Below are 21,989 nucleotides of genomic sequence, written 5' to 3'. Positions count from 1 at the left end.
GCGGGGCTGAGACGTTTGCGTTTGGCCATTTGGGTGTCCTCCTGGATCGGGGGCGAAGCCTAGCGGGGAGCAAAGACTGCGCCTAGGGGTTTCTTCCGCCTCAGAATGCCTTGGTTAGGGTCTATTTTGACGGGTGCGCTGGCTGAGGCAGGTCGAAGGCGGCGATCGTGCTCATTCCGCAGCCTGCTGCATGGCCAGTTCATCGCGGCGCCACACCCCCAGCAGAAGCTTTTTGAAGGCGGCGTAGGTCGCATCAAAGGTTTCGCGGCCACGGGCATAGGTTTCACGGTTAAAGTCGCGGTAATCGGCCTCGTAGATGCCTGACACCTGTTCACCCGCTTGACCGATCAGGGCTGTGAACCCCTGACGGTGCGGCGAAAGTGTTTTACCAAGATAGGCCTGCATCAATGCGGCCAGTTCCGCCTGCTGGCTTTCGTCGTGGCGGGTCAAAACGGCGCGCACAGCATCCCACTCAAACGCCATCTCAGGCCGGCCAAGGGCGCGGGCGGCGATGTTTTCGCCCTCTTCGATGGAGGCAAAGGTGGAATGGAGCATGTCGAAAAACCGCCCCGTGCTGTCGAACTCAAGGAAAGACGCACCAAGGGGCACCAACAGGATATCCGCCGCAGCCAACCCATTGATCGTGAGGTAGCCAAGGGCAGGGGGGGTGTCGATGAAGATCAGGTCATAGGTGTCCAGCACACCGTCGGCCTCAAGCCGGTCGGTCAGGGCATCCCACAACTTCCACCCGCGCCCGGCCATCCGCCAGACGGGGATCTGGAACTCAGCCCAATACAGGTTCAGCTGCGCCCCGATCAGGTCGATATTGGGCCAATGGGTGGATTGGATCAGATCGCGCGTGCCGACACCCAAGGCTTCGGTCAGGGTGTCGTCCATGGGGACGGGCGCCTCGCCCCGGTCTACGCGGCGCTGGTTGTCGGATTGCAGGTGTTCTGCGTAGTGGCGCGCCAACAACGGAAACACGGTCTGCCATTCGTCCTCAACTTTGCCGCCAAAGATCGATGTCATGGAGCCTTGGCTATCGAGGTCAATCACCAGGACCTTGTAGCCATCAAGGGCGGCGGACATCGCCAAATGCGCCGCCGTTGAAGTTTTGCCAACCCCGCCCTTAAAATTCGCGACGGCCACCATTTTGGCAGGCAATCCTGCGGGACGGTAGGGCAGGTATTCTTTGGCCTTTGATCCCTCTTGGGCGAAATGCGCGCGCAGGCGCAGGACCTCATCAAGGGTGAACCACTTGGCGCCGCCTTCGGTTTCAGATGTGCCTTGGGGCAGATCGGGATGGGATTTGAGGACACGGCGAAAGTGGGCTTGGGCCACGGGGATTAGATAGCGGGTAATCTCCCATGTGGAGAACAGGCGGAGGGTTTTTTGCCCCTCTGCGTTCAACCCGCGAGAGGCCAGATCATTGCGACCTTGGGCACAGGCCCCGGCGATATTGGCAAACCCTGCGCTGCCTACGGGGGCGTCCAATTCGGCCAAGGCCGCATCTGGGTCGATATTGAAATAAGGAGGTAACATGCGTGACATACTCCTTGGGTCCTGCCGATGTATTGTGTTTTGCCCAGTATACGCAAAAACACGGCACATGGAAGAAAAGACAGCAAGTGGCGATGTTTTTCTCTGATTTTCTTAGCAAATTCCAACAGTGGGTCTGGGTGTGTGGCTAAAGAGTGTCTGTTAGATTTGTGTTATCTATGTGTTACGCCTCTAAATCTGGTGTGCAAAGGATTATTCTTGTTGAGCTTTTTTTGGGGGGGTGACTCTGAACCCACGTTAAAGCGACTCTGAAACCACGCACAGGCGACTCTGATCCCCCGATAGATTTACGCGCAGGGGGCGGGTCGGGGTTCACAGGTGTTGTGGATAACTCTAGGGTGGGTGTCACTAAAACCACGATAATGAGTCGCCCCTTGATCCTTAGGATCGGGGAGGAGGCCGAGCAGTGAGCCAGACAGTGACGACCCTAACCCCCGCTTCCGGCGGAGGCTTCTTCGTATGTGATGTCTTGAGCGCCATCCCCAAGGATGACCTCGCATCGATGGAGCATCCCCTCTTTTCGCTCAGCACGCGGCCAGACCGCCGGATCCTGAGCTATGTGCATAATGATACCGAAATCACCGTCACCCCCAGTGTGCGCGGATTGGCGACGATCCATGACAAGGACATCTTGATCTTTTGCATCAGCCAACTGATGGCGGCGGTTAATGCGGGGCGGGCCACGGCGCGCACGCTGCATCTGCGGGCTCACGATCTGTTGGTGGCCACGGGGCGCGAAACCTCGGGCGATGCCTACCGGCGGCTGCGCGACGCGTTTGAGCGGCTGGCCGGCACTCGGATCACCACCAATATCGAAGTCGGCGGCCGCGAGATCACCAGTGGCTTTGGCCTGATTGAGCGGTGGGAAATTGTGCGCGCCTCGCGGGGGGGGCGGATGGTATCGGTGGCGGTGACGCTGTCGGAGTGGCTGTATGAGGCGGTGCTGTCAAAATCGGTACTGACGCTGAGCCGTGAGTATTTTTCCCTGCGCAAGCCGCTGGAGCGGCGGCTCTATGAGATCGCGCGCAAACATTGCGGGCGCCAAGAGGCTTGGGTGATTTCGGTGGATGTGCTTCTGAAAAAGTCGGGCTCGGCGTCGCCCCGGCGGGTGTTTCGCGCCATGGTCCGTGAGATGATCGCCGCCGACCCGCTGCCCGATTACCACATCGAAGAGATCGAGGGCGACAAAATCCGCTTTTCATCGCGGGCGCGGATGATCGAGCGCGAGGTCGCGGGGCAGGGCGGGCCGAGCCTGTCGCCTGCGACGCTGGAAAAGGCCCGCGCCTTGGCCCCCGGTTGGGATGTCTATGCCCTAGAGGCGGAGTGGCGCGGCTATTGGCATGCCTCGGGCCGGCCGCGGTTGCGCTCCGCTGAGGCGGCGTTCCTTGGGTTTGTGAAGGGCAAGGGCGAGGCCTAGCCCCCCTTTGAGCCGGGCGCCTGATGGGGCTCTGTGATCCTGCATCGCGCCCCGTCCTGTCCGCCCACTATATACATGCACGAAAAATCCACGTGGTGGCGGCCTCCGGTTTGGTGGGGGGGCTTATTCTCGTGTGCAGGCCGCTTCCCTAGGGGGGGCGGCTTTTTTGATGTGGGGTGTTTGGGACAGTGCCCCCGGCAGCGGCACCCAAATGTTACAAAATCGGCAGTTTGCTCACGCGATCTGGAGGGTTGATCGCGCCGGCGTGAGGGCGGTGCGGAGACAATAAAGGTATGTGCATAAGCGCACCTTATATACGTCATTCTCACGCTTCCGTGCATTGATGAGCGCATTTCACAGCCGTATATCTAACTCATCGAACGGCGGCAAACACACCGCCTCACACAAACCGCCCACACCGGGCAACACACTCTCAAATGCCAAAACGGCGCATCGCCGGGCACACACACAAAGGACTAACACAATGAAAACTCTTATCGCTTCCGCCGCTCTCGCACTCGCATTCACTGCTCCTGCTTTCGCAAACGACCAACTGGCAGCCTCCCTCGGCGTTGACGCCGGCCAGTACACGCTCTCTGAGCTGGCGCAGATCAAAGCGAACAAAGCCTCCGATGATGGCGTCAGCTTCAAAGTTGGCAACGCCGGTGAGACATCGTTCTCGACCCGCGGTGTTCAAGGCGGACCTTCGGTGTTCGAACTGGCCCAAGTCATCGCCAACAACGCCAGCGACGACGACATCGACTTTCCGATCAAAAGCGTTGACGAAGCCCGCGCTTCAACCCGCGGCGTGACCGGTGGCCACGTGCAATTGGCAGCGTCCTTGGGTGTCGATGCTGGTGGCTACACAGTGGCTGAGCTGGCCGGGATCATCGCTGACCGCGCATCGGACGACAGTGTGAACTAAGACAAAATCTCTAAGCTCTCGGGGTGCGCGCATATTTGGGTGCGCCCCGATCCACACATTCCACCTCTCTCCTCCCTCTCTCCCTTTGGGTTCCGTCCGTCTCATTCTCCCCAACTCCTTTGAATAAACGGAACCCACACGAGGTGTGTGTGGCCTGACACCCCGGACGACCTAACGTCGCCGGGGTGTCAGTGTTTTTTGGGGTGTTTGCGCTAGGCCACGGGGGCTACCGGGCGCCGCCGCATTGCGCCAAGCGTCATGAGACCAAGGATCAACGCCAGCCCCGAGGCGGGCAGGGGGATGACAGCGGGCATCGGAAACCCGGTGAGCGCGCGAGAGGTGGTCCCGAAACTGTCGATGACGATATCGACCTCGCCCTCTCCGGTGAGGCGGAAATCCGTCGCATCCACCGCAAAGAGAAACCTTTCATACTTGGGGGTGGCCGAAGCGATATCGGGGGCCAGCATGTCGATCGTGATTTCATCGCCGTCGGCGGACAGCGAAATCCCGGGGGCCAGCAGATGCATCGGCGTTTTGGGATCGCTCCAGGCAAAGTCGATGGCATAGCCCGCAAACCCGCTCATCCGGAACAGCTGTGCCCCATTATTGAAGCCGCCTGCCAAGCTTGCGTCACTGGCGAAGGGGGCGATGTCGAACACCAACCGCCCGCTGGCCGTGCGCGACACAGTCGAGGTGATCCCGGCGGATACATCATACAAGTCCGGCACGACGCCGACGCCATCGACAAAGCCGTCCCGCGTTTCACGCGCGCGTTGGGTGACTGTGCTTAGCTCGGTCCCGAACCAATCGGGATCACCGGCTGCCACGCCGAACAGATCATAATCCGTCAGATCAAGGCTGCTGCCCGGGGTGAGGGGGACGGCCTGCGCAGGCAGAGCGAGCGCGCCAGCAAGCAGGCTGGCAACAAAGGTACGGTGCAAAAAGACAGTTGGGCGCATGACATATCTCTCTTGTGACACAAATTGGAGGGCCCGGAGGCACGCGATAATTTTGGTTTAGAAACAGAGCTATAAATCAACAGGCCCCCGCACAAACTTGTCAAGACGCCCAAATGAGCGCGCCAAAAAGTGAGCGATGAGACGCCGGAAAAAGACGCCACAACGGATTTAGATTGAGGGTCGTATCCGGGGTATGGGGCTCTTTGGGGCTAAGGTTTGAGATGTTGGCCCCGTTCCCGCCGTGTCATGGCGCAAGGACCGAGGCCGGAAACCTCTGAATATGCCCCTTATCGCATTTCTGCGCGGGCTTCAGCCAAATCCGCGGCGGCCATCTCGGTGACGAGGTCTGCAAAGCTGGTTTCTGGTGTCCAGCCCAGGTTTTTTGTGGGGGGGGGGGGCGCCATATCCAATGCCGCGCAGGGCGCTTGGCGGGGATGGAACGCCCCGGCTACAACCTGTTGCGGATTTTGCCGATCAACTGTGCCGCTCGGGCGCCGAGGCTGGGGCTTGGGGCAGATTGCGCGCCGCCTGTGGGCAGGCCAGGGATGGGACAGGGGTGGCCGTTGGCTTGGGGGGCTGCCTCATCCTCAAGCCGGTAGCCAAATCGCTCAAAATCTTGTGCGAATATCTCTCCGATTAGCGCGAGATCCCCGGCGCTGGGGCTGGTTTTGGCGGGGGTTTTGGCCTTCTTGCGGCGGGCGTTGACTTGGGTGATTTCGGTGGGGCCATTTGTGTCACCCACAACCATGTTGAGCCACGGGATGATCGCCTCTAGCCCGTGTTCAAGGTAAAACACGGCCGCATCGGCGGGGACGATCTCGCTCATGGGGCGGGTGTGGTTGTCATAGGCGTAGGGGGTTTGGGCCCATTGCAGCGGCAAATCCGTCAGCCAATCCGAAAACGTCATGCCTTGGGGGACCGTCTTTTCCTGCTCTAGCTGGAAATGCCATGCGCTGATGATGCGCGCGGTGGGGTGGCGCACCACGGCAAAGCTGGCGTCGATGAACCCTGCGGGAAACAGCTGGGCCAACGCGTGGCGATCCATATGTTGGGGCGAGGTCTGGGTCCACGGGTGGCTGTGGCTGAGGTAGGCGGTGTCCACAAAGGCCAAAGATCCAAAGCGCGCGGCCAAGTAATGTTCCAACGCCGAGCCCGCGCATTTGGGCACATGGGCATAATAGAGCAATTGAGAGCCTGCACGCATCAGGGGCATAAGAACGTCTTTCGTAAGGGCGGCTTGGGAGCCAATTCTAAAATTACTTTTTGCCCCCAAATCAGGAGGCCTTTGTTTTTATTAGAAACGATGGGGCCACAGGTCCAGCCGCCGGGCACCGGTTTTGCGCAACTGCGGCGCAAACCCCACGCATAGGGGTGGGCCATATCCCGCCGACTGGCGATGTGTTCCGCCGCGACGCAGAAACACGCCTTTATAACGCCTCTAACCTGCCCTTATTCTGGCTCAGATGGTACGTTTTTTGCAGTATTGAAGGGGCTAATCCTGACAAGGCACGCCCCAAAGTGCATGGTTTCCATGTCAAAGAATTTTAAAAACCGATATTGAGGGCGCGTTTAAAGTATGAAGATTGTAATTTTTGGCCTCGGGTACGTTGGATTTACGGCGGCCTGTTGTATCGCCAGCCAAGGGCACACTGTCATCGGGGTGGATGTGTCCAAGCGCAAAGTGGATGCCATCAACGCCGGCAAAACCCCCATCATCGAGCCGCAGGTCGCCGAGATGCTGCAAACCGGTTTGGCGCAGGGGCTGATTGAGGCGCGCACCGAAATTGGCGACGCGCTAGAGGGCGCGGATTTGGGGATTGTCTGTGTCGGCACGCCGTCGGCGGCGGATGGATCACACAACATGGGGTATGTGGCGGATGTAACCCGCCAGATTGCCCAAGCCTTGGCCAAACGCCCGCGGACTGGGGCGCCCTTGGCGATTGCCTACCGCTCTACGTTCCGGCCGGGCACGGTGGATGAACTGGTGTTGCCGGTGCTGGCCTCGGTGCTGGATGATGTGCCGTCACAGGCGCAGGTGGTCTATAACCCCGAGTTCCTGCGCGAAGGATCGGCGGTGCTGGATTACTTCCACCCCCCCAAGATCGTGATCGGCACTCATGATGGCCAGCCCAATGCGGCGATGGATCAGTTGAACGCAGGGATCGAGGCGCAGGTGTTCAACGTGGGCTTCCGCGAGGCAGAGATCACCAAGTTCATCGACAACACATGGCACGCGGTCAAAGTGGCCTTTGCCAATGAAATCGGGCGCACCTGTCTGGCCTTGGGGGTGTCGGCGAAAACCGCCCATGAGATTTTCGTCTCGGACACCAAGTTGAACATTTCGCCCTATTATACCCGCCCCGGTGGGGCCTTTGGGGGGTCGTGCCTGCCCAAGGACGTGCGCGCGTTGCAGCATATTGGGGCGGATGTGGGGGCGAACCTGCATCTGGTCGACAGTCTGTTGCGATCCAATGAGGCACATAAACACCGGCTGTTTGAATACGCCGCCGCCGGTCTGGAGCCGGGCGCGCGGGTGTTGATGGTGGGCTTGGCGTTCAAGGCGGGCACCGATGATCTGCGCGAAAGCCCCAACGTGGATTTGGCGCGCAAACTGTTGGGCGCAGGGATCGCGCTGGATGTGTATGACCCCGCGATTGAGGCCGACATGCTGGTGGGGGCCAACCTTGGGTATGCGTACAGCCAGTTGCCCAGCCTTGAGCGGCTGTTGGTCAGCCGCGCGCAGGCCGAGGCCGGGGGATACGCCCGCATTTTGGTCAACAACGCCACCGCCAAACAGCTGACCCTGCCTGATGGTGTGGACACCCTTGATCTGGGGAGCCTGTCATGAGCGAGAGTTTTGCCACCCCACGCATGAACGCCGCCCGCACTGCCCAGCCCCTTGCGGGGCGCAAGGTCCTGATCATCGTCGAAAACCTGCCCCTGCCGTTTGACCGCCGGGTCTGGCACGAATGCCGCACGCTGACGGCCGCCGGCGCGCAGGTCGCGGTGATCTGCCCCACGGGCAAGGGCTATGAGGCAGCATATGAGGAAATCGACGGCGTCCATATCTATCGCCATTCCCTGCCGCTTGATGCCAAGGGGGCCTCTGGCTATTTGCTCGAATACGGCGCGGCCCTGTGGCACGAAATGCGGCTGGCGTTGAAAATTGCGCGCAAGCACGGGTTTGACACGATCCAAGGCTGTAACCCGCCGGATCTGATTTTTCTGATCGCGTGGCCGTTCAAGCTGTTTGGTAAGCGCTATATTTTCGACCACCACGACATCAACCCCGAACTGTATGAGGCCAAGTTCAACAAGCGCGGCTTTTTCTGGAAGCTGATGGTGCTGTTTGAGCGGCTGAATTTTCGCGCAGCTGATGTGGTGATTTCGACCAACCAAAGCTACCGCGAGATCGCGCTGACCCGTGGCTCAAAGGTGTCTGAGGATGTGTTTGTGGTCCGCTCGGGCCCCGATCTGACGCGGCTCAAGAAAATGCCCCCCTCGCGGGAATGGCACAAGGGGCGCGCGCATATGGTGGGTTATGTGGGTGTAATGGGCGACCAAGAAGGGTTGGACCTGCTGTTAGAGGCCGCGCGCGAGATCATCATCGATCAGGGGCGCGATGTGCAGTTCGTTCTGGTGGGGGGCGGACCCGCTTTGGCGGATTTGCAGGCGATGGCCCAAGATTTGGGTCTGTCGGAGCATGTCACATTCACCGGCCGCGCGCCTGATGATGTGCTGTTTGATGTGCTGTCGAACGCGGATGTCTGCGTGAACCCGGACCGGGTGAACCCAATGAACGACAAATCCACCATGAACAAAATTCTCGAATACATGGCGTTTGAAAAACCCATTGTGCAGTTTGACGTGACCGAGGGGCGGTATTCGGCGCAAGAGGCTTCGCTTTATGCGGCCTCAAACGACACCTCGGATATGGCGGCCAAGATCCTGTCGCTGATTGATGACCCGGAAAAATCCGCTCAGATGGGGAGATATGGGCGGGATAGGGTCGAAACGGAACTCAGCTGGGATCATCAGGTGGACACCCTGATCGCGGCCTACACCCGCGTGATGGAAAAATGACCGGGGCTGTGGCCCCCCTGACCCATGCGGTCATCATCCCGCATTACAACGACACCGACCGGTTGGGGCGGTGTCTGAATGCGCTGCTGCCGCAGGTATGCGGCGGGGTTGAGGTGGTGGTGGCCGACAATGCTTCGCCCATGGATATGGGGCCGGTGGCGGCACAGTTTCCCAGCGTGCGGTTTGTCACCCAGCCCGAAAAGGGCGCAGGACCTGCCCGCAATAAGGGGGTTGAGGTGACCACTGCGCCGGGGCTGATTTTTCTAGATGCGGATTGCGTCCCCGGTCCCGGTTGGCTGGCGCGGGCCTGCGCGGTGCAGGCCCAGGATGCGGTCATCGGGGGGCGGATTGATGTGTTTCACGAAACCCCGCCGCCGCGCACCGGTGCGGAAGTGTTTGAGGAGGTCTTTGCCTTCAAGCAATCCGACTACATCGCGCACAAAGGGTTCTCGGTCACTGCGAACCTTGTGACGACGCGTGCGGTTTATCTGGCGGCGGGGCCGTTTGTGACGGGTCTGTCTGAGGACGTGGATTGGTGCCGCCGCGCGGTCGCGGCGGGGGCAAGCCTGCGGTACGACGATGCGCTGGTGGTGGCCCACCCTTCGCGGCAGGACTGGCCCGCACTGGCCAAGAAATGGCGCCGGTTGACCCAAGAAATGTATGGGCTGGGCGGCAGCCGCCCCAAAGCGCGGATCACATGGGCTCTGCGCGCGCTGGCCATGCCGCTGTCGGCGGTGGTGCATGCCGCGCGTATTGTGCGTTTTGACGGGCTCAGCGGGGGCGAGCGTTTGGCAGGCATTGCCACGTTGATGCGCCTGCGGGTGCGGCGGGGGGTTTGGATGCTCGCCCAGGCGATGGGGCGCACGATATGAGCCAGCCCCCCGAATTGACCATCATCATCGTCAGCTACAATACCCGCGCCCTGACCCTCAAATGCCTTGAGACGCTTTATGCCACGACCCGCGACACGGCCTTTCGCTGCGTGGTCTATGACAACGCAAGCGAGGATGGCTCGGCGCAGGCGATTGCAGCGGCCTTTCCCCAAGTCGATTTGATCGCAAGCGCGGAAAACCTTGGCTTTGCCAAGGCCAACAACGTCGTGGCCGAGGCCGCCACCACCCCGTGGATTTTGCTGCTCAACCCCGATACCGAAGTCCACGCAGGCGCGGTGGACAACCTGATGGCCTTTGCCAAGGCCCATCCGCAGGCGGGCATCACGGGCGGGCGTACGGTATTTCCCGATGGCACCCTGAACATCGCATCGTGCTGGAACAAGATCACGCCGTGGTCGGCCCTGTGTGCGGCCACCGGGTTGCGCAGTGCTTTTCCCAACTCAGCCGTGTTCAACCCCGAAGGCATCGGCGGCTGGCCGCGCGACAGCGTGCGGCAGGTGGACATCGTGGTGGGATGTTTTCTGATGATCCCCACAGATTTGTGGCAGACCCTTGGGGGGTTTGACCTGAAGTACTTTATGTACGGCGAAGAGGCTGACCTGTGCCTGCGTGCCGCCAAACTGGGCTACCGCCCTGCAATCACCCCCGACGCGCAGATCATGCATATTGTGGGCGCGTCCTCTGGCAAACTGGCGCGCAAGGTCGTGATGGTGGCCAAGGCCCGCGCCACCCTGATCCGGGACCATTGGCCCCGCGCGTTGGTCCCATGGGGGCTGTTTTTGATGTGGCTGTGGGGCGCGCTGCGGTATGGGGCAAGCCGCCCTTTGGGGTGGCTGGGCAAGCGAGAGGGGGCGGCAAAATGGGCCGCCATCTGGGCCGCGCGCCACGATTGGTTGGCGGGGTACTAACCTGCGGCTTGGCGTGGGTGGTCTAGAGGTCTGATTTGGGGGCGCCCGGACGATCGGGATTGCGAGTGCCCGTTTGCGTGGCGGGATTTCCGCTTATGATGGCATTTGGGGGGACGTTTCCGCGCACCACGGCGTTGGCCCCGATAATCGCGCCATCCCCAACTGTAGTACCTGCCAAAATGACTGCGCCATAGCCCACCCAAACGTCATGGCCCAAAATCACATCCGCCTCTTTCATCGGCTGTTTGGTTACGGGGCTGCCGTCATGGATGCGATAGCTTGCGGCCGTGATCATCACGTTGGGCCCAAACAGGGCGTCCGTCCCGATCACGATGCGTCCTGAGCTTGGCCCACCCCAAAGATTACAGCCCGCCCCGATCCGCGCCCGATCCCCAATGTGCACGTTGCTGGGGTTTGACAGGCTGACCGTGGGGCTTAGGCGCACATCATGCCCCAGATGTGCGGCGCGGCGGGGGGCGACATGGGTGTAATTGTAGTAGTTCACGATCTTGATCAGATGCGCCCAGGCCCGTGGGTCCACCGCCGCCCCGATCAACCGCAGAAACCGCCCCACCCGAGAACGGTCTTGTTTGTGCACAGCCTGCTGCGCGGACGCGTCAACTTTGGAGGCAACGGTGTCTTTCATGGCGCGTGCTTTCGTTCTGATCGGGCCGGTGTGGCGCCCTGTAAGGGGGGCCACTCTTTCACTATTGCAGTGGTATGGCCCCCGTGTGACGGCCCTGTGGCCCCGTGATGGCCGCGTCTTTGGCGATGGCTCAGCGTAGCGGCGCGGGTCTGAGCAGGCAAGCTAGGGGCAAGAGCGGTTGGCATGAAACAGGCGCACATTAGGGGGTTTTCGGCGGATTGGTGCCGCCCGTGATTTGCGCCAATAGCGGCGGGGGGAGGTCTTCTTTCCAGCTGAGTTTATGCAGGGGCAGGGTGGCCAGCACTTCTGCGGGGATGTGCGTTTGTCCCGCGCGCCCGGCGGCGTAGACGGTGTGGGGGCCATCCGCGCTGAGTTTTGGCATGAGCCGCCATGTGGCGCGAAACTGGCGGTTTGTCAGGATGCTCCACTCCATCATGTAGTGAAAAAAGAAGTAGTTGATGGCCTGGTCATGACGGCGCCAATACGCGGTCACGAGGTCCGTCATATGGGCGATGATAGGGTTGCTGGGGGCCGCCGCAATAAACCAATTGCCCATGATCCGCCCTGCGACGGGGCGATGAAACGCGAAAAACCCGGCCTGCATCAGGGGGGGCAACCACTCATCCAAGGGTCGTGCGCAATAACAGGTCGCATCAACCCAGACGCCGCCGTGTTGTTGCAACAGGCGTAGGCGCAGCAGGTCTGATTTATGCGCCCATGACACATCCGGACCAAACGAGATATCCGCCAGATAATCGGGCAAAGTCTCGGCGGTGATGACGGTGACGTCCCAATTGGGATGATGTGCGCGCCATGAGGCAATGCAGGTTTGCACGATTTGGGGGGCGGATGCTTCTCCCTGTGCCCAAAACAGCCACAGCTTGCGCGGTAGGGGCTGGGGCGGATGGCTGATTTGCATCCCGTATCGCCGCAACAGCCGGTTCACGAGAGCACGGGCGCGAATGAACAGGTCAACCATTCCCTAGCCCTGCTTGCGCGAAGTTGGGTTGAGCACGCGGGCATAGCGTGTGGCGGGCCGGGGCGTGGTGGGGGCGGGATCGCGAGGCGTGATCTTGGCCCCGGTGCCGCGGGCCTTGGGCGCAAAGCGGGAATACAGCGTGCCCGTGGGGGCGGGGGCTTCCTGCGGGGCGTTTTCCTCGGGCTCAATCTGTTTTTGCGCGATGATCCAAAGCCCGCTGGCAAAGATGAAAAACGCCATCGAATACATGACCGAAAACAGGGCCACAGTGGCCAGCGTCAGGTTCATCCCGACCATCATAAACACCCACCCCAGCCGCAAATCGCGCATCGGGCTGTTGGGCTGTAGCGGGCGACGGGCGACCAGAAACGTGCCGCCAATAAACGCCGCCGCCAGCGCAAGCAGAGCGGGCATCCCATAGATCAACGCCTGCAATAGCCAAAAGTTGTCGATGCTGCCGCTCATCCAAGGGGGCAGGCCCCAGTCGTTGTATCCCACGCCCAGCCATGGGGTTTTGCCGATCTGCTCGGTGCCGAACTCAAACAACCGCTGGCGGATTTGCACTGTGGCTTGGTTGAACGACAGCCGTGAAATCACCGCAATCAGCGCGGGCCGGTTCGAGGCGATGTCGAGGATGATATACATCACCGTCAGCCCGGTGATCAGGATGGTCCAGCGGTTTTTCACGTTCACCGTCGCGCGGGCCCACAAGATCAGGGCAAACTGCACCGCGATCGTCAGAACAGCCGCACTCGACAACGACAAAAAGCTGCAAAACGCCGCCGCGCCACCCAAAATCCACCGCTCGCCCGAGGAAATCGCGCCCTTCAACCCGCTCAGCACCATCGCAAACACCAGTGCGCAGAAAAAGCCGTAGTGGATCGGGTGCACAAAGGTGAATTGCGCCCGGTACAGCCCCGGAATGCGCTGTTCATGGGTGGCCCGAGGAAAGACATTCATCCCGGGCAACCGGTCGACCAATTGCATGATAATCATCTGTTTGGTCAGGGCTTCAAACAGCGCAAATGGCAGGCTCAGCAGGACGACATAGCCCAAGAAACGGCACAAAGACGCGAAATGCTCGGCTGTTTGGATAGAGGCGCGGGCGGTCAGATACCCCCCGAGCACCACCACCGCAGTGGACCCCGTGAACTGCACAGCCTCCGCCGGGTTGTTGACGAAAATCGAAATCGTCAGCCAGAGAATATTGAGAAACACCAAAACGTCGACGGGCAGAACTTTGCCATATTTGCCGCGTAGAAGGTTAATCGTGAGAAACGGAACCAGCACCAAAAACATCAGCCGCGAGGGAGAGAGCGCCAAAGGCCCGATACTGAAACTGGCAGGAATGATCATCGCGATGATGGCGATTTTGGCCATCCACGGCAGCGGGGCGTTGGCCAGAACGCAGGGCGGGGTCACCGCCTGAGAGAAACCTGTGGGTCTCACGCCACAACTGCCTTTTGATGTCGCAAAGGGCCTGAATTCCGGGCGACTGGCACATCACAAAGGGATAAGCAGGGTTTCATTCGATACTTGCTCTTCTTTGGGGAGCGCATAAATTAACGTTAATAAATTATTACCCTTAAGTATTTAATATTTTTGCCGATGGATAGGGTTGTGAGCATAAAACTTGAAGTGAGGTCACGATGAAGATCCCCGACACTGCCTCTGACGAGGGCACCAATAGCGGGTCTCAGGCTGAGGCTAATCCCGGGCGGGGGGATGCGCCCTTTCACCATGTTTTGATGACTCGCTTTAATCTGGCCACTCCGGGGCGTGAATTTTCCATTCGGACCCAGCCCGGCTGGCTGGAGGGGCGGTTCGATCTGTTTGAGCAATATTGCCTGCCTTCGGTGGCCGCCCAAACCAGCCACGATTTTGACTGGGTGATCTATTTTGACATCGACACCCCCCAAGAATTCAAAGACCGGATTGCGACCCTGCAAAAGGTGTTTGCGTTCCGTGCGTTCTACACTCCGATGTTTGGCAAAACCGGTTGGCAGGATTCCATCCGCTCTGAGATCGCGCCGCGCACACCATTTTTGCTGACGACGCGGCTGGACAGTGACGACGCGCTGGCCACGACCTTTTTTGAACGTTTGCATGATGAAATTGCGGTCCATGGCCACGCGCCGGGGGCCTATAATTTTCGCAACGGGCTGATCAGGCGTGGCGAGGCCGTCTATAAGATGGTCCACGACAGCAACCCATTCTTTAGCTTCCTTGAAATCAACGATGCCGCCATCCGCACCGCGCCGGGCATTCATCACATGGCCATCGATGAAACCGGCCCTGTGGTGCAAATAGACGGCCCTCCCGCTTGGATGCAGGTCGTGCATGAAACGAACGTCTCAAACCGGGTGCGCGGCTGGCGCATGGTGCCCGATGCGGCGGTAACGTCGCATTTTCCCGCCACCGCCGTGGCCGGATTGCAGCCCCCCACATTTGCGGAACGCACCCATGAGGCGGTGATGGGCCCCTTGCGGCGCCTGCGCGACCGTCTTGTTGCCCTCATTCCGCGCAAAAAAGGCGCCATGTAGAAGGATTTTTCATGGCCAATGCGCATTTCTCAAAACGTTCAGTCCCGCTGGATTGTATCCGCACCTTGGCGATCACATTGGTGTTCGGCTTTCATGTCGCGATTTTCTATGACCGGGCCGATCTGGATGCGGTGGCGCGATTTTTCCTGCGGTTTGGGTTTTATGGAGTGGATATATTCTTTCCGCTGAGCGGGTTTTTGATCACCCGGTTCTTGCTACGATCCACCCGGCCGGATTTTGTGAAGGCGTTCTTTTTGCGCCGGGTGTTTCGGATTTTGCCGCTGTATCTGGCGGCTATCACCCTATATGCGGCCGCTGCGATCGTGACGGGCTATGAGCAAGAATTGCTTAGCCGGATTTGGATACCCTATCTGTTTTTGACGGGGTGGTTCGTGTTTTTGGATGGGGTCGAAACGGTGCCCTATACGATCACGTGGTCGCTGTCGGTCGAAGAATTCGCCTATATTCTGTTTGGTATTCTGGCGTGGATAAACCGCGCACGGTTTCCGCTGTTTATTATTGTGCTGATCATCGCGCCTACAGTGCTGCGATATTACCTCAACACCCAAGGGTTGGACAAAATCTATTACTTCCCGCCAGCGCGCATTGATGCGATTGCGATTGGGGGTCTGACGGCGCTGTTTCTAGACCGATGGAGAGGCCGCGAAAACGCGCTTATTGGTGTCTATCTTGGGCTTTCTGCGCTGTTTTGGGCTGTCGGTTTTACCGATATCTTAATGCGCCAGACGTTCTTTTTTACCGCGATTGCGTTTTCGACCTGTGCGGTGATCTTGATCTCTGAGGTGTGGTTGCGCGGCGCGCCGGGGGTTGTTTCAACGGAATTGGCGCGGGTGGGGTTCTATTCCTATTTTCTCTACTTGTTCCATTATTTCATCATTTTTGGCGTGAACGCGGTGCTGGGCAAATTGGATATCGCACTGGGGTATTGGACGGTGTTGGGCCTGTGTTTTGCGATCACCTACGCGGCGGCAATCCTGTCCTACAAGGTGTTCGAGGGCCCGATGATTGATCTGGGCCGAAAGCTGGAACACCAGCGCGCCCCCGCAAAGGGAGTGCCCGAATGACCGCCCCCCGTGTTGAGATTTTGCTGGCCGTTTACAACAACGCCCCCCACCTGCGTGCCTTGCTGCAATCGCTGTTGGAGCAGACCTATGATGATTTTCACCTGATCATCAGTGACGATGCCTCAACCGATGACAGTCTCGCGATCATTGATGAAATGGTGGCCGCATTTCGCAACCCTGTTGAAGTGATCCGCCGTCCAAAGGGCAGCGGGTCGGCCAAGGCGAATTTTGCCTTTCTGACCGGGCAGGCCGCCGCCCGTGGGCAGGCCGATATTATCTGTTGGTGCGACGCCGACGACGTGTGGAAGCCTGAGAAAACCGCGCTTTTGGTGCAGGCCGTTCTGGGGCGTGAAGCCGTGTTGGGCCGGGACGTGCCCCTGTATGTGCAATCGGATGTGCATGTGGTCGACGCAAATCTAGGGATGATTGACCCTAGTTATACGACCTTCAAAAAGATTAATCCCGCCGAAGCGCATCTGTTGCCCCGTGCCCTAATCTCGACACATGGGTTGGGCTGTGCGGCGGCGTTTAATGCAGCCCTGCTCAAGCGCCTGACGGATATTCCGGTGGATGAAGTGACGGGCCACGATTGGTACGCGACGCTGGTCGCTTTATGTTTTGGAGCGGTGCATCACATTCCTGATAAAACGGTGCTGTACCGCCAGCACGGGGGCAATTCCTCGGGGCAAAAGCGGGTGGGGTTGTTTAGCTACCCGGCCTCAAAGCTGCGGATGATGTACGAAGTGCGCCGCCGGGTCGAAATCCGCCGCCGTCAGGCGCAGGCTGTGATCACGGTTTTTGGCGATCAGCTGCCCCCCGAGGCTTTGCGTCTGATCACCCGGTTCGTCGCAACGCGGGGGCAAAATGCGATTGCCCGCCGCTGGGTTTTGTGGCGCGAACGGCTGCTGTATCCGGACCGGCTGCGCAACACGGCCCTGATGCTGTTCGCCTGATTAGGTGATGGTAAAGGTGCCGTTGGGCGTCAGGTTGCCGCCGCCACCCAAGTTTGTGCCTGCGTTCCAACTGTCCAACCCGGTGAGGAAAATCTCTGGCACTTCGCCCGTAGGCCCGGACCCATCTGGCCCCATGTTGAGGTATTGGAAACTGTCGCGCACCGATGCTTGGCTGATGTCGGGCAGGCTGCTTGGAAAGCCGATATAGGCAAAGTCCAACACCCCTTGGAAATACCGTCCCGCCGCGCTGAGCGCGAGCAGTTCTAGGTTGTCCACCTGAGACAGTGAAAAGCTAGCCCCCGATGCCCATGTCGGATTTTCAGGCGTGAGCGGCGTGTTGCCCAAATAGGCTGTCACACCCGAAGCCATATCCGGCGCGGTCGTGTCGATTGAGATCAACAACCGCTCTGGTGTGATGCCGTTGGTGGGGATCGGGCTGGTCAGGCGAAATCGGATCGTGTTGCCCCAGCCGGTAAAGGCGAATGTGCTGCCGATCATCTCGGCCCGGACACGTGGGGAACTGCCGTCCATCACCCCAAACAGGTCATACCGCCCGCTTGATCCGCTGCCTTGATCCAGTTGCAGCGCGATCAGCGCCTTGGTGATGGCGGGTTTGTCCCCCGCCAGCGCGCCGCCCGTCAGATAGGCGCCTGTGCTGGTCACGGTCTGATAATCCGACTGCCCGATGGCTGTGGTTTGCCAGCGGTATTCGCCCGCGCTTAGGCCCGCAAAGCTGGCCACATAGAACCGCGGCATGACCACCCCGGACCCTATCCGCAATTCGACCGTTTTGCCGATGGGCAACGGCGTGGCGGGCAAGAAATGCAATACGCTGCCCGTCACCCAAAACTGTGCATCCGTAATCGGGACCGTTTGGGCCACGGTTCCATCGGTCACATTATAGACCTGCACATTCCCGGCGCCTTTCTCAATGAATTGATCAAAGCTGAGGGTGATTTCCCCATTTGCAGGGAAGGGGTCGCCTTGGCGGGGCAGGGTTTCGGTGATTTTGGGCGCGCCAAAGCTTGCGTTGGGGGCGCCGGTGCTGGGGTTAAAGAACCCGTTCGTATCCGTGGGGCCAACCGCGCCGATGCCTTCTACATCCAACACACTGCCTGCCGCGGCACGGGCGGCGGCAAAGACGTCTTCGCGGGTGTCGGGGCGAAAATCATCCAATGTGTTCGCACCAAACAGGGGCAAAAGCGGGCTCATATCGCCTCCGGAGGCCAGACCATCCACCAATGTGCCCACATCCTGCGCCCCGTCGTTGCGGGTCAGCGAGCTAAGCACAAAGTTGTGCTGTCCCGCGGCCGTCGCCCCATTGAGCCGCATTTTCGCGGTTGAGGGCGATTTGGGGTGCCCATCCACCGGAAAGCTGAGGAAGGTATTGTTGTAGGCGCTGGTGTCGACCATCGCCAATTCCGGCCAGAACGTATTGGCGGCCTGCCCCATAAAGATGTTGCCGTAGAACGTACAATTCACCGACCCCTCGTTCGAGAAATACCCCTGCAACGACAGCGCGCCGCGATAGGCCAGCCATTGCGCGCCGTCCCAGACGAATTTGTACCCTTGGCCTTCTGCGTAGGACACTGACGTGCCCGTCGGCGTGCCGTCATCAAATACGATCTGCTCACCACCTGTGGTTTGCAGGGTCACTGTGCCCTCATCGGGGTAAATCCGCTGCACACTTTGGACCGCGCCGGGATAACCCGCTGGCAGGGTGATCTGACGGTTGGCGCTAAAGCTGCCCGCCGGGCCGGGGGCATCTGCGGTGGACACCATGACCAACTGCCCGCGGGTGATCGTGTCGTCCAGCACCATGCTGCGCCGGGCCACGATATTGAACTGGAGATAGCCCAGTTCCTGATATGCCCACTGCGTGCCGCCGCTGCTGACAAAGGAATAGCCCTGTTGGTTACCGCTGAGCGGGGGCAGGGTGCCGGCCTCATGGGTGTCGCCGGGGGCCAGTGCGAATTCCAGCGTCGCCCCCGCCCGGTTGCCTACGATCTGACAGAAATAGCCATAGCCATCGCTGGCGGCACATTGCGGCAGGACGACGGTCGCCGTGGTGCCCGGTGCCACAAGAAACTGTAGATCCGTGAATGTATCGGCGGGCGTCAGGGTGACGGTGCCGTTCACGATCTCGCGGGCGTGGTCATTTGCGGCCAGATAATCTGTCTCATTGGTGTAAACGACGCGGCCACGGGGCGCTTGGGGGTCGGTTTTATCATAGCTTGCGCGGCCGACATTGCCCCATGTGACCGTGTTGCCATAGGCCGTGATGTTGGTCAGTGGACCGTGGCCTGCGTTGACCTGAAACCAATCGGGGTGGCGGAAGGTCGGGTTAGACCCCGGGCTTGAGCAGTGATTGTTCGCAACCAGCCCGTTGCGGAACTGACCGTTCGAGGAAATGAAGTCGCCGTGGAAATCACGCCCCTCACAGTTGACCAGCTGGCCGCCGTCACATTGCATGCCATAGCAGCTTTCGACGTTGTGCACGGTGCATCCCTCAATCCGGACCCGTGTGGCGGTGGTGCTGGTGTCGATCCCGGTCACAGTTGAGAACGGCCGCCCCCCATCAGAGGACACCGGCAGGTTGCCGGTCACATCGCAATTGCGCACCAGCGCGTCTTGGGCCGTGCGCATCTGGATGATGGCAGACCCGGGCGCCAAATCTTGGTAGCGGCGATTGACGAGGTTCTTGCCCAGCTCTTCGGTGAAATCAAACGTGAGCCCATCAAGAACATACGAATACCCTTGGGCATTGGTCGCGACCGAGCCCGTGAATGTCCGCGGGTGGGTGACCCAGCGTTCCAGCACTGGGGGCTGGTCGGGGTCATCGGCGGCAAAGGTGATCGGGGTCTGGTTGGCATCAAACCGCGAGTCGTATCCGTTGTTCAGGTACCGCCCCGGGCGCAGGTAAACGGTGATGTCTTGGCCCCCCAGATCGGCGCGCCCGCGCACGGTGTTCAGCTCTTCTACGGTCGAGACATGCAGCGCATTGGCCGTGACGACGATCTCTTGGCTGTCCACATTGTAGATGCCCGGTGTCAGGGGGCTGGTGTTGGTGGTCAATTGCTCGGCTGTGGCGGTGAAGGGGCCATAGGTGCCATCCGCAAGACCGGGCATGGGCAACGCGCCCTGACCCACAGGCGTCAACGCCCCAAAGCTGAGCGCACCGGGCTGTGGCGCGGGGTCCGCTTGATCGCCTGCAATGGTTGTGAACCCGCTGGCGGTATCGGTGCCTTGCGCGTTCGTCGCGGTCACGGCCCAAGCGACGCCTTGGGCGTCAGCAGAGGAGGGCGCGGTATAGGTCCACGGGCCGGTGCCCGTCGCCTCGGCGCGCATGTCGATGCCATCCAGCGTGAGGGTGCTCAGCGCGACATCAGGCACAGGCGTACCAGTCAGGTCAGTGACAGAAATGCGCAATTCGCGGCCCACAAGGCTATCGGTGGCGGTAATGGTGGGGGCTGCTTGATCCCCTGCGATGGTCGTGGCCCCACTGTTGGTATCGGTGCCTTCGCTGTTCGTCGCGGTGACGGTCCATGCGATATCTTGTGTGGTCGCCGCGGCAGGCACGGCATAGGTCCACGGACCGGTGCCCGTGGCCTCGGCCATAACGTCCATCCCATCAAGGCTCAGCTCGGTCAGTGCCACATCCGGTGCAGGCGCGCCCGAAAGCTCCATCACGGAGACACTGAGCATGCTGTCAATCACCTCCCCCGAGGCAATCACCGTCGGCGCTTCACCCACAGAAGCCGAGGCCACAGTGGTATCCAGTACGATTTGCCACGCCACAGCGCCATTATCGGTCTCAGACCCGCGCCATTCCGCGATGATCCGCGCCCCTGCGTCCTCGGGTTGGACGACGTATTCGGTGGTGATGTCCTGCACCGTGCCCGCCGCGCGGAAAATCCGGAAGCGCGCCACATAGGAAACTGCCCCCCCCGCGCCGGGTTGGACGACACCGGGTGTGATAATGATGGTTTCACCAACCTCAGGGGTTACGTCATTGACCGAACCATCCGCCGAAACGGTGGGAAGTTGTGGGGCTTGATCGCCTGCAATAGTCTCTGAGCCGCTGGCGGTATCCGTACCTTGGGTGTTTGTCGCAGTCACGGTCCATGCGATGTCTTGGGCGTCGGCAGAGGAGGGGACCGTGTAGGCCCAGGGGCCGGTGCCCGTCGCCTCCGCGCGCATGTCCGTGCCATCGAGTGTAAGGCTGCTCAGCGTCACCTCAGGCACAGGCGTGCCAGTCAGGTCGGTGATAGAAATACTCAACTCGCGGCCCACAAGGCTATCGGTGGCGGTAATGGTCGGGGCGGCTTGATCGCCTGCAATAGTCTCTGATCCGCTGGCGGTATCTGTGCCTTGGGTGTTCGTGGCCGTGACAGTCCATGCGATGTCTTGGGCATCGGTAGAGGAGGGGACCGTGTAGGTCCACGGGCCGGTGCCCGTCGCCTCCGCGCGCATGTCCGTGCCATCAAGCGTGAGGCTGCTCAGCGTCACCTCTGGCACAGGCGTACCGGTCAGGTCGGTGACAGAAATACTCAACTCGCGGCCCACGAGGCTATCGGTGGCGGTAATGGTCGGGGCGGCTTGATCACCTGCGATAGTCTCTGATCCGCTGGCGGTATCCGTACCTTCGGTGTTCGTGGCCGTGACGGTCCATGCGATGTCTTGGGCATCGGCAGAAGAGGGGACCGTGTAGGTCCACGGGCCGGTGCCCGTTGCTTCGGCTAAGACATCCAGCCCATCAAGGCTCAGCGCGGTCAATGCCACACTTGGCATCGGTGTGCCCGACACGCCACTGATCAAAATGCTCAGATCACGTCCCGTGAGAGCATCGCTTGCCGTAAGCGTGGGCGCGACACCCGGTGTTGGCTCGCTGGGAGCGGGGGCGTCGAGCGACGCTACGAAACTGGCCGGGTGGCTGTTGATGGCAAGCGAGATCATGGATCCGGTCCTCTTTTCGGGTGCGCGCAAATACGGGAGAGCCGGATGTATAGGCTTGGGCCGATCCGTGTTGCGGATCAGC

Annotated in this window: 16 protein-coding genes; 9 read left to right on the top strand and 7 right to left on the bottom strand. The window is 60.3% G+C overall.

From position 1 onward, the window contains the following. Positions 1-171: 171 nt before the first annotated feature. The gene (locus AC4GMC_RS04515) at positions 172-1,551 is read right to left on the bottom strand and encodes an AAA family ATPase (RefSeq protein ID WP_487877816.1); all 1,380 of its coding nucleotides are present in this window, start codon (positions 1,549-1,551) and stop codon (positions 172-174) included. 511 nt (positions 1,552-2,062) lie between these two features. Here AC4GMC_RS04515 and AC4GMC_RS04510 point away from each other — a divergent pair. Together AC4GMC_RS04510 and AC4GMC_RS04505 are read left to right on the top strand one after the other, a co-directional pair. Then, a complete protein-coding gene (locus AC4GMC_RS04510) occupies positions 2,063-2,977 on the top strand; it encodes a replication initiator protein A (RefSeq protein ID WP_487878871.1) in 915 nt (304 codons plus the stop codon). A gap of 484 nt (positions 2,978-3,461) precedes the next feature. Then, positions 3,462-3,902 (top strand): hypothetical protein, encoded by a 441-nt coding sequence (locus AC4GMC_RS04505; RefSeq protein WP_487875829.1) that lies wholly within the window; start codon positions 3,462-3,464, stop codon positions 3,900-3,902. A gap of 212 nt (positions 3,903-4,114) precedes the next feature. Here the strand turns inward: AC4GMC_RS04505 and AC4GMC_RS04500 are convergent, their stop codons facing one another. Next, entirely contained in the window at positions 4,115-4,861 is a 747-nt protein-coding gene (locus tag AC4GMC_RS04500; protein WP_487875828.1) for a VPLPA-CTERM sorting domain-containing protein, read from the bottom strand. 448 nt (positions 4,862-5,309) lie between these two features. Next, positions 5,310-6,074, bottom strand: coding sequence for a sulfotransferase family 2 domain-containing protein (locus tag AC4GMC_RS04495; RefSeq protein ID WP_487875827.1), 765 nt, complete (start codon positions 6,072-6,074; stop codon positions 5,310-5,312). Positions 6,075-6,437: 363 nt separating this feature from the next. Here AC4GMC_RS04495 and AC4GMC_RS04490 point away from each other — a divergent pair, with 363 nt between their 5' ends. From AC4GMC_RS04490 to AC4GMC_RS04475, 4 genes are read left to right on the top strand one after another with little or no spacing between them, the layout of a single operon-like run. Then, positions 6,438-7,709, top strand: a complete 1,272-nt coding sequence (locus AC4GMC_RS04490) for a nucleotide sugar dehydrogenase (RefSeq protein WP_487875826.1) — start codon at positions 6,438-6,440, stop codon at positions 7,707-7,709. Next, complete coding sequence (locus tag AC4GMC_RS04485; RefSeq protein ID WP_487875825.1) at positions 7,706-8,944, top strand: glycosyltransferase family 4 protein; 1,239 nt, start codon at positions 7,706-7,708, stop codon at positions 8,942-8,944. Before AC4GMC_RS04490 ends, AC4GMC_RS04485 begins: the two co-directional genes overlap by 4 nt. Further along, the gene (locus tag AC4GMC_RS04480; RefSeq protein WP_487875824.1) at positions 8,941-9,816 is read left to right on the top strand and encodes a glycosyltransferase family 2 protein; all 876 of its coding nucleotides are present in this window, start codon (positions 8,941-8,943) and stop codon (positions 9,814-9,816) included. The genes AC4GMC_RS04485 and AC4GMC_RS04480 overlap by 4 nt, the downstream gene beginning before the upstream one ends. Further along, positions 9,813-10,745: a glycosyltransferase family 2 protein gene (locus AC4GMC_RS04475; RefSeq protein WP_487875823.1), complete on the top strand. Its 933-nt coding sequence runs from the start codon at positions 9,813-9,815 to the stop codon at positions 10,743-10,745. The genes AC4GMC_RS04480 and AC4GMC_RS04475 overlap by 4 nt, the downstream gene beginning before the upstream one ends. Before the next feature lie 22 nt (positions 10,746-10,767). Here the strand turns inward: AC4GMC_RS04475 and AC4GMC_RS04470 are convergent, their stop codons facing one another. The 3 genes from AC4GMC_RS04470 to AC4GMC_RS04460 all read right to left on the bottom strand — a co-directional run bounded on the left by AC4GMC_RS04470 (position 10,768) and on the right by AC4GMC_RS04460 (position 13,819). Then, positions 10,768-11,391, bottom strand: coding sequence for an acyltransferase (locus AC4GMC_RS04470; RefSeq protein WP_487875822.1), 624 nt, complete (start codon positions 11,389-11,391; stop codon positions 10,768-10,770). Positions 11,392-11,590: 199 nt separating this feature from the next. Further along, positions 11,591-12,370 carry a capsular polysaccharide synthesis protein gene (locus AC4GMC_RS04465; RefSeq protein ID WP_487875821.1) on the bottom strand — a complete coding sequence of 260 codons (780 nt, stop codon included), beginning with the start codon at positions 12,368-12,370 and terminating at the stop codon, positions 11,591-11,593. Positions 12,371-12,373: 3 nt separating this feature from the next. After that, positions 12,374-13,819: an O-antigen ligase family protein gene (locus AC4GMC_RS04460; protein ID WP_487875820.1), complete on the bottom strand. Its 1,446-nt coding sequence runs from the start codon at positions 13,817-13,819 to the stop codon at positions 12,374-12,376. A gap of 200 nt (positions 13,820-14,019) precedes the next feature. Between AC4GMC_RS04460 and AC4GMC_RS04455 the strand changes: the two genes are divergently transcribed. From AC4GMC_RS04455 to AC4GMC_RS04445, 3 genes are read left to right on the top strand one after another with little or no spacing between them, the layout of a single operon-like run. After that, the gene (locus tag AC4GMC_RS04455) at positions 14,020-14,913 is read left to right on the top strand and encodes a glycosyltransferase (RefSeq protein ID WP_487875819.1); all 894 of its coding nucleotides are present in this window, start codon (positions 14,020-14,022) and stop codon (positions 14,911-14,913) included. Between the two features lie 11 nt (positions 14,914-14,924). Continuing rightward, entirely contained in the window at positions 14,925-15,998 is a 1,074-nt protein-coding gene (locus AC4GMC_RS04450; protein ID WP_487875818.1) for an acyltransferase family protein, read from the top strand. After that, on the top strand, positions 15,995-16,951 hold the full coding sequence (locus AC4GMC_RS04445; RefSeq protein ID WP_487875817.1) for a glycosyltransferase: 957 nt from the start codon (positions 15,995-15,997) through the stop codon (positions 16,949-16,951). The genes AC4GMC_RS04450 and AC4GMC_RS04445 overlap by 4 nt, the downstream gene beginning before the upstream one ends. On the opposite strand, the gene AC4GMC_RS04440 is transcribed toward AC4GMC_RS04445, so the two are convergent. Further along, complete coding sequence (locus AC4GMC_RS04440) at positions 16,952-21,907, bottom strand: autotransporter outer membrane beta-barrel domain-containing protein (protein ID WP_487875816.1); 4,956 nt, start codon at positions 21,905-21,907, stop codon at positions 16,952-16,954. It lies immediately after the preceding gene. Positions 21,908-21,989 lie beyond the last annotated feature (82 nt).

The organism is Thalassobacter sp., assembly GCF_982993085.1.
The sequence above is the reverse complement of the archived record's forward strand: the minus strand, read 5'-3'. Positions and strand labels throughout refer to the sequence as shown.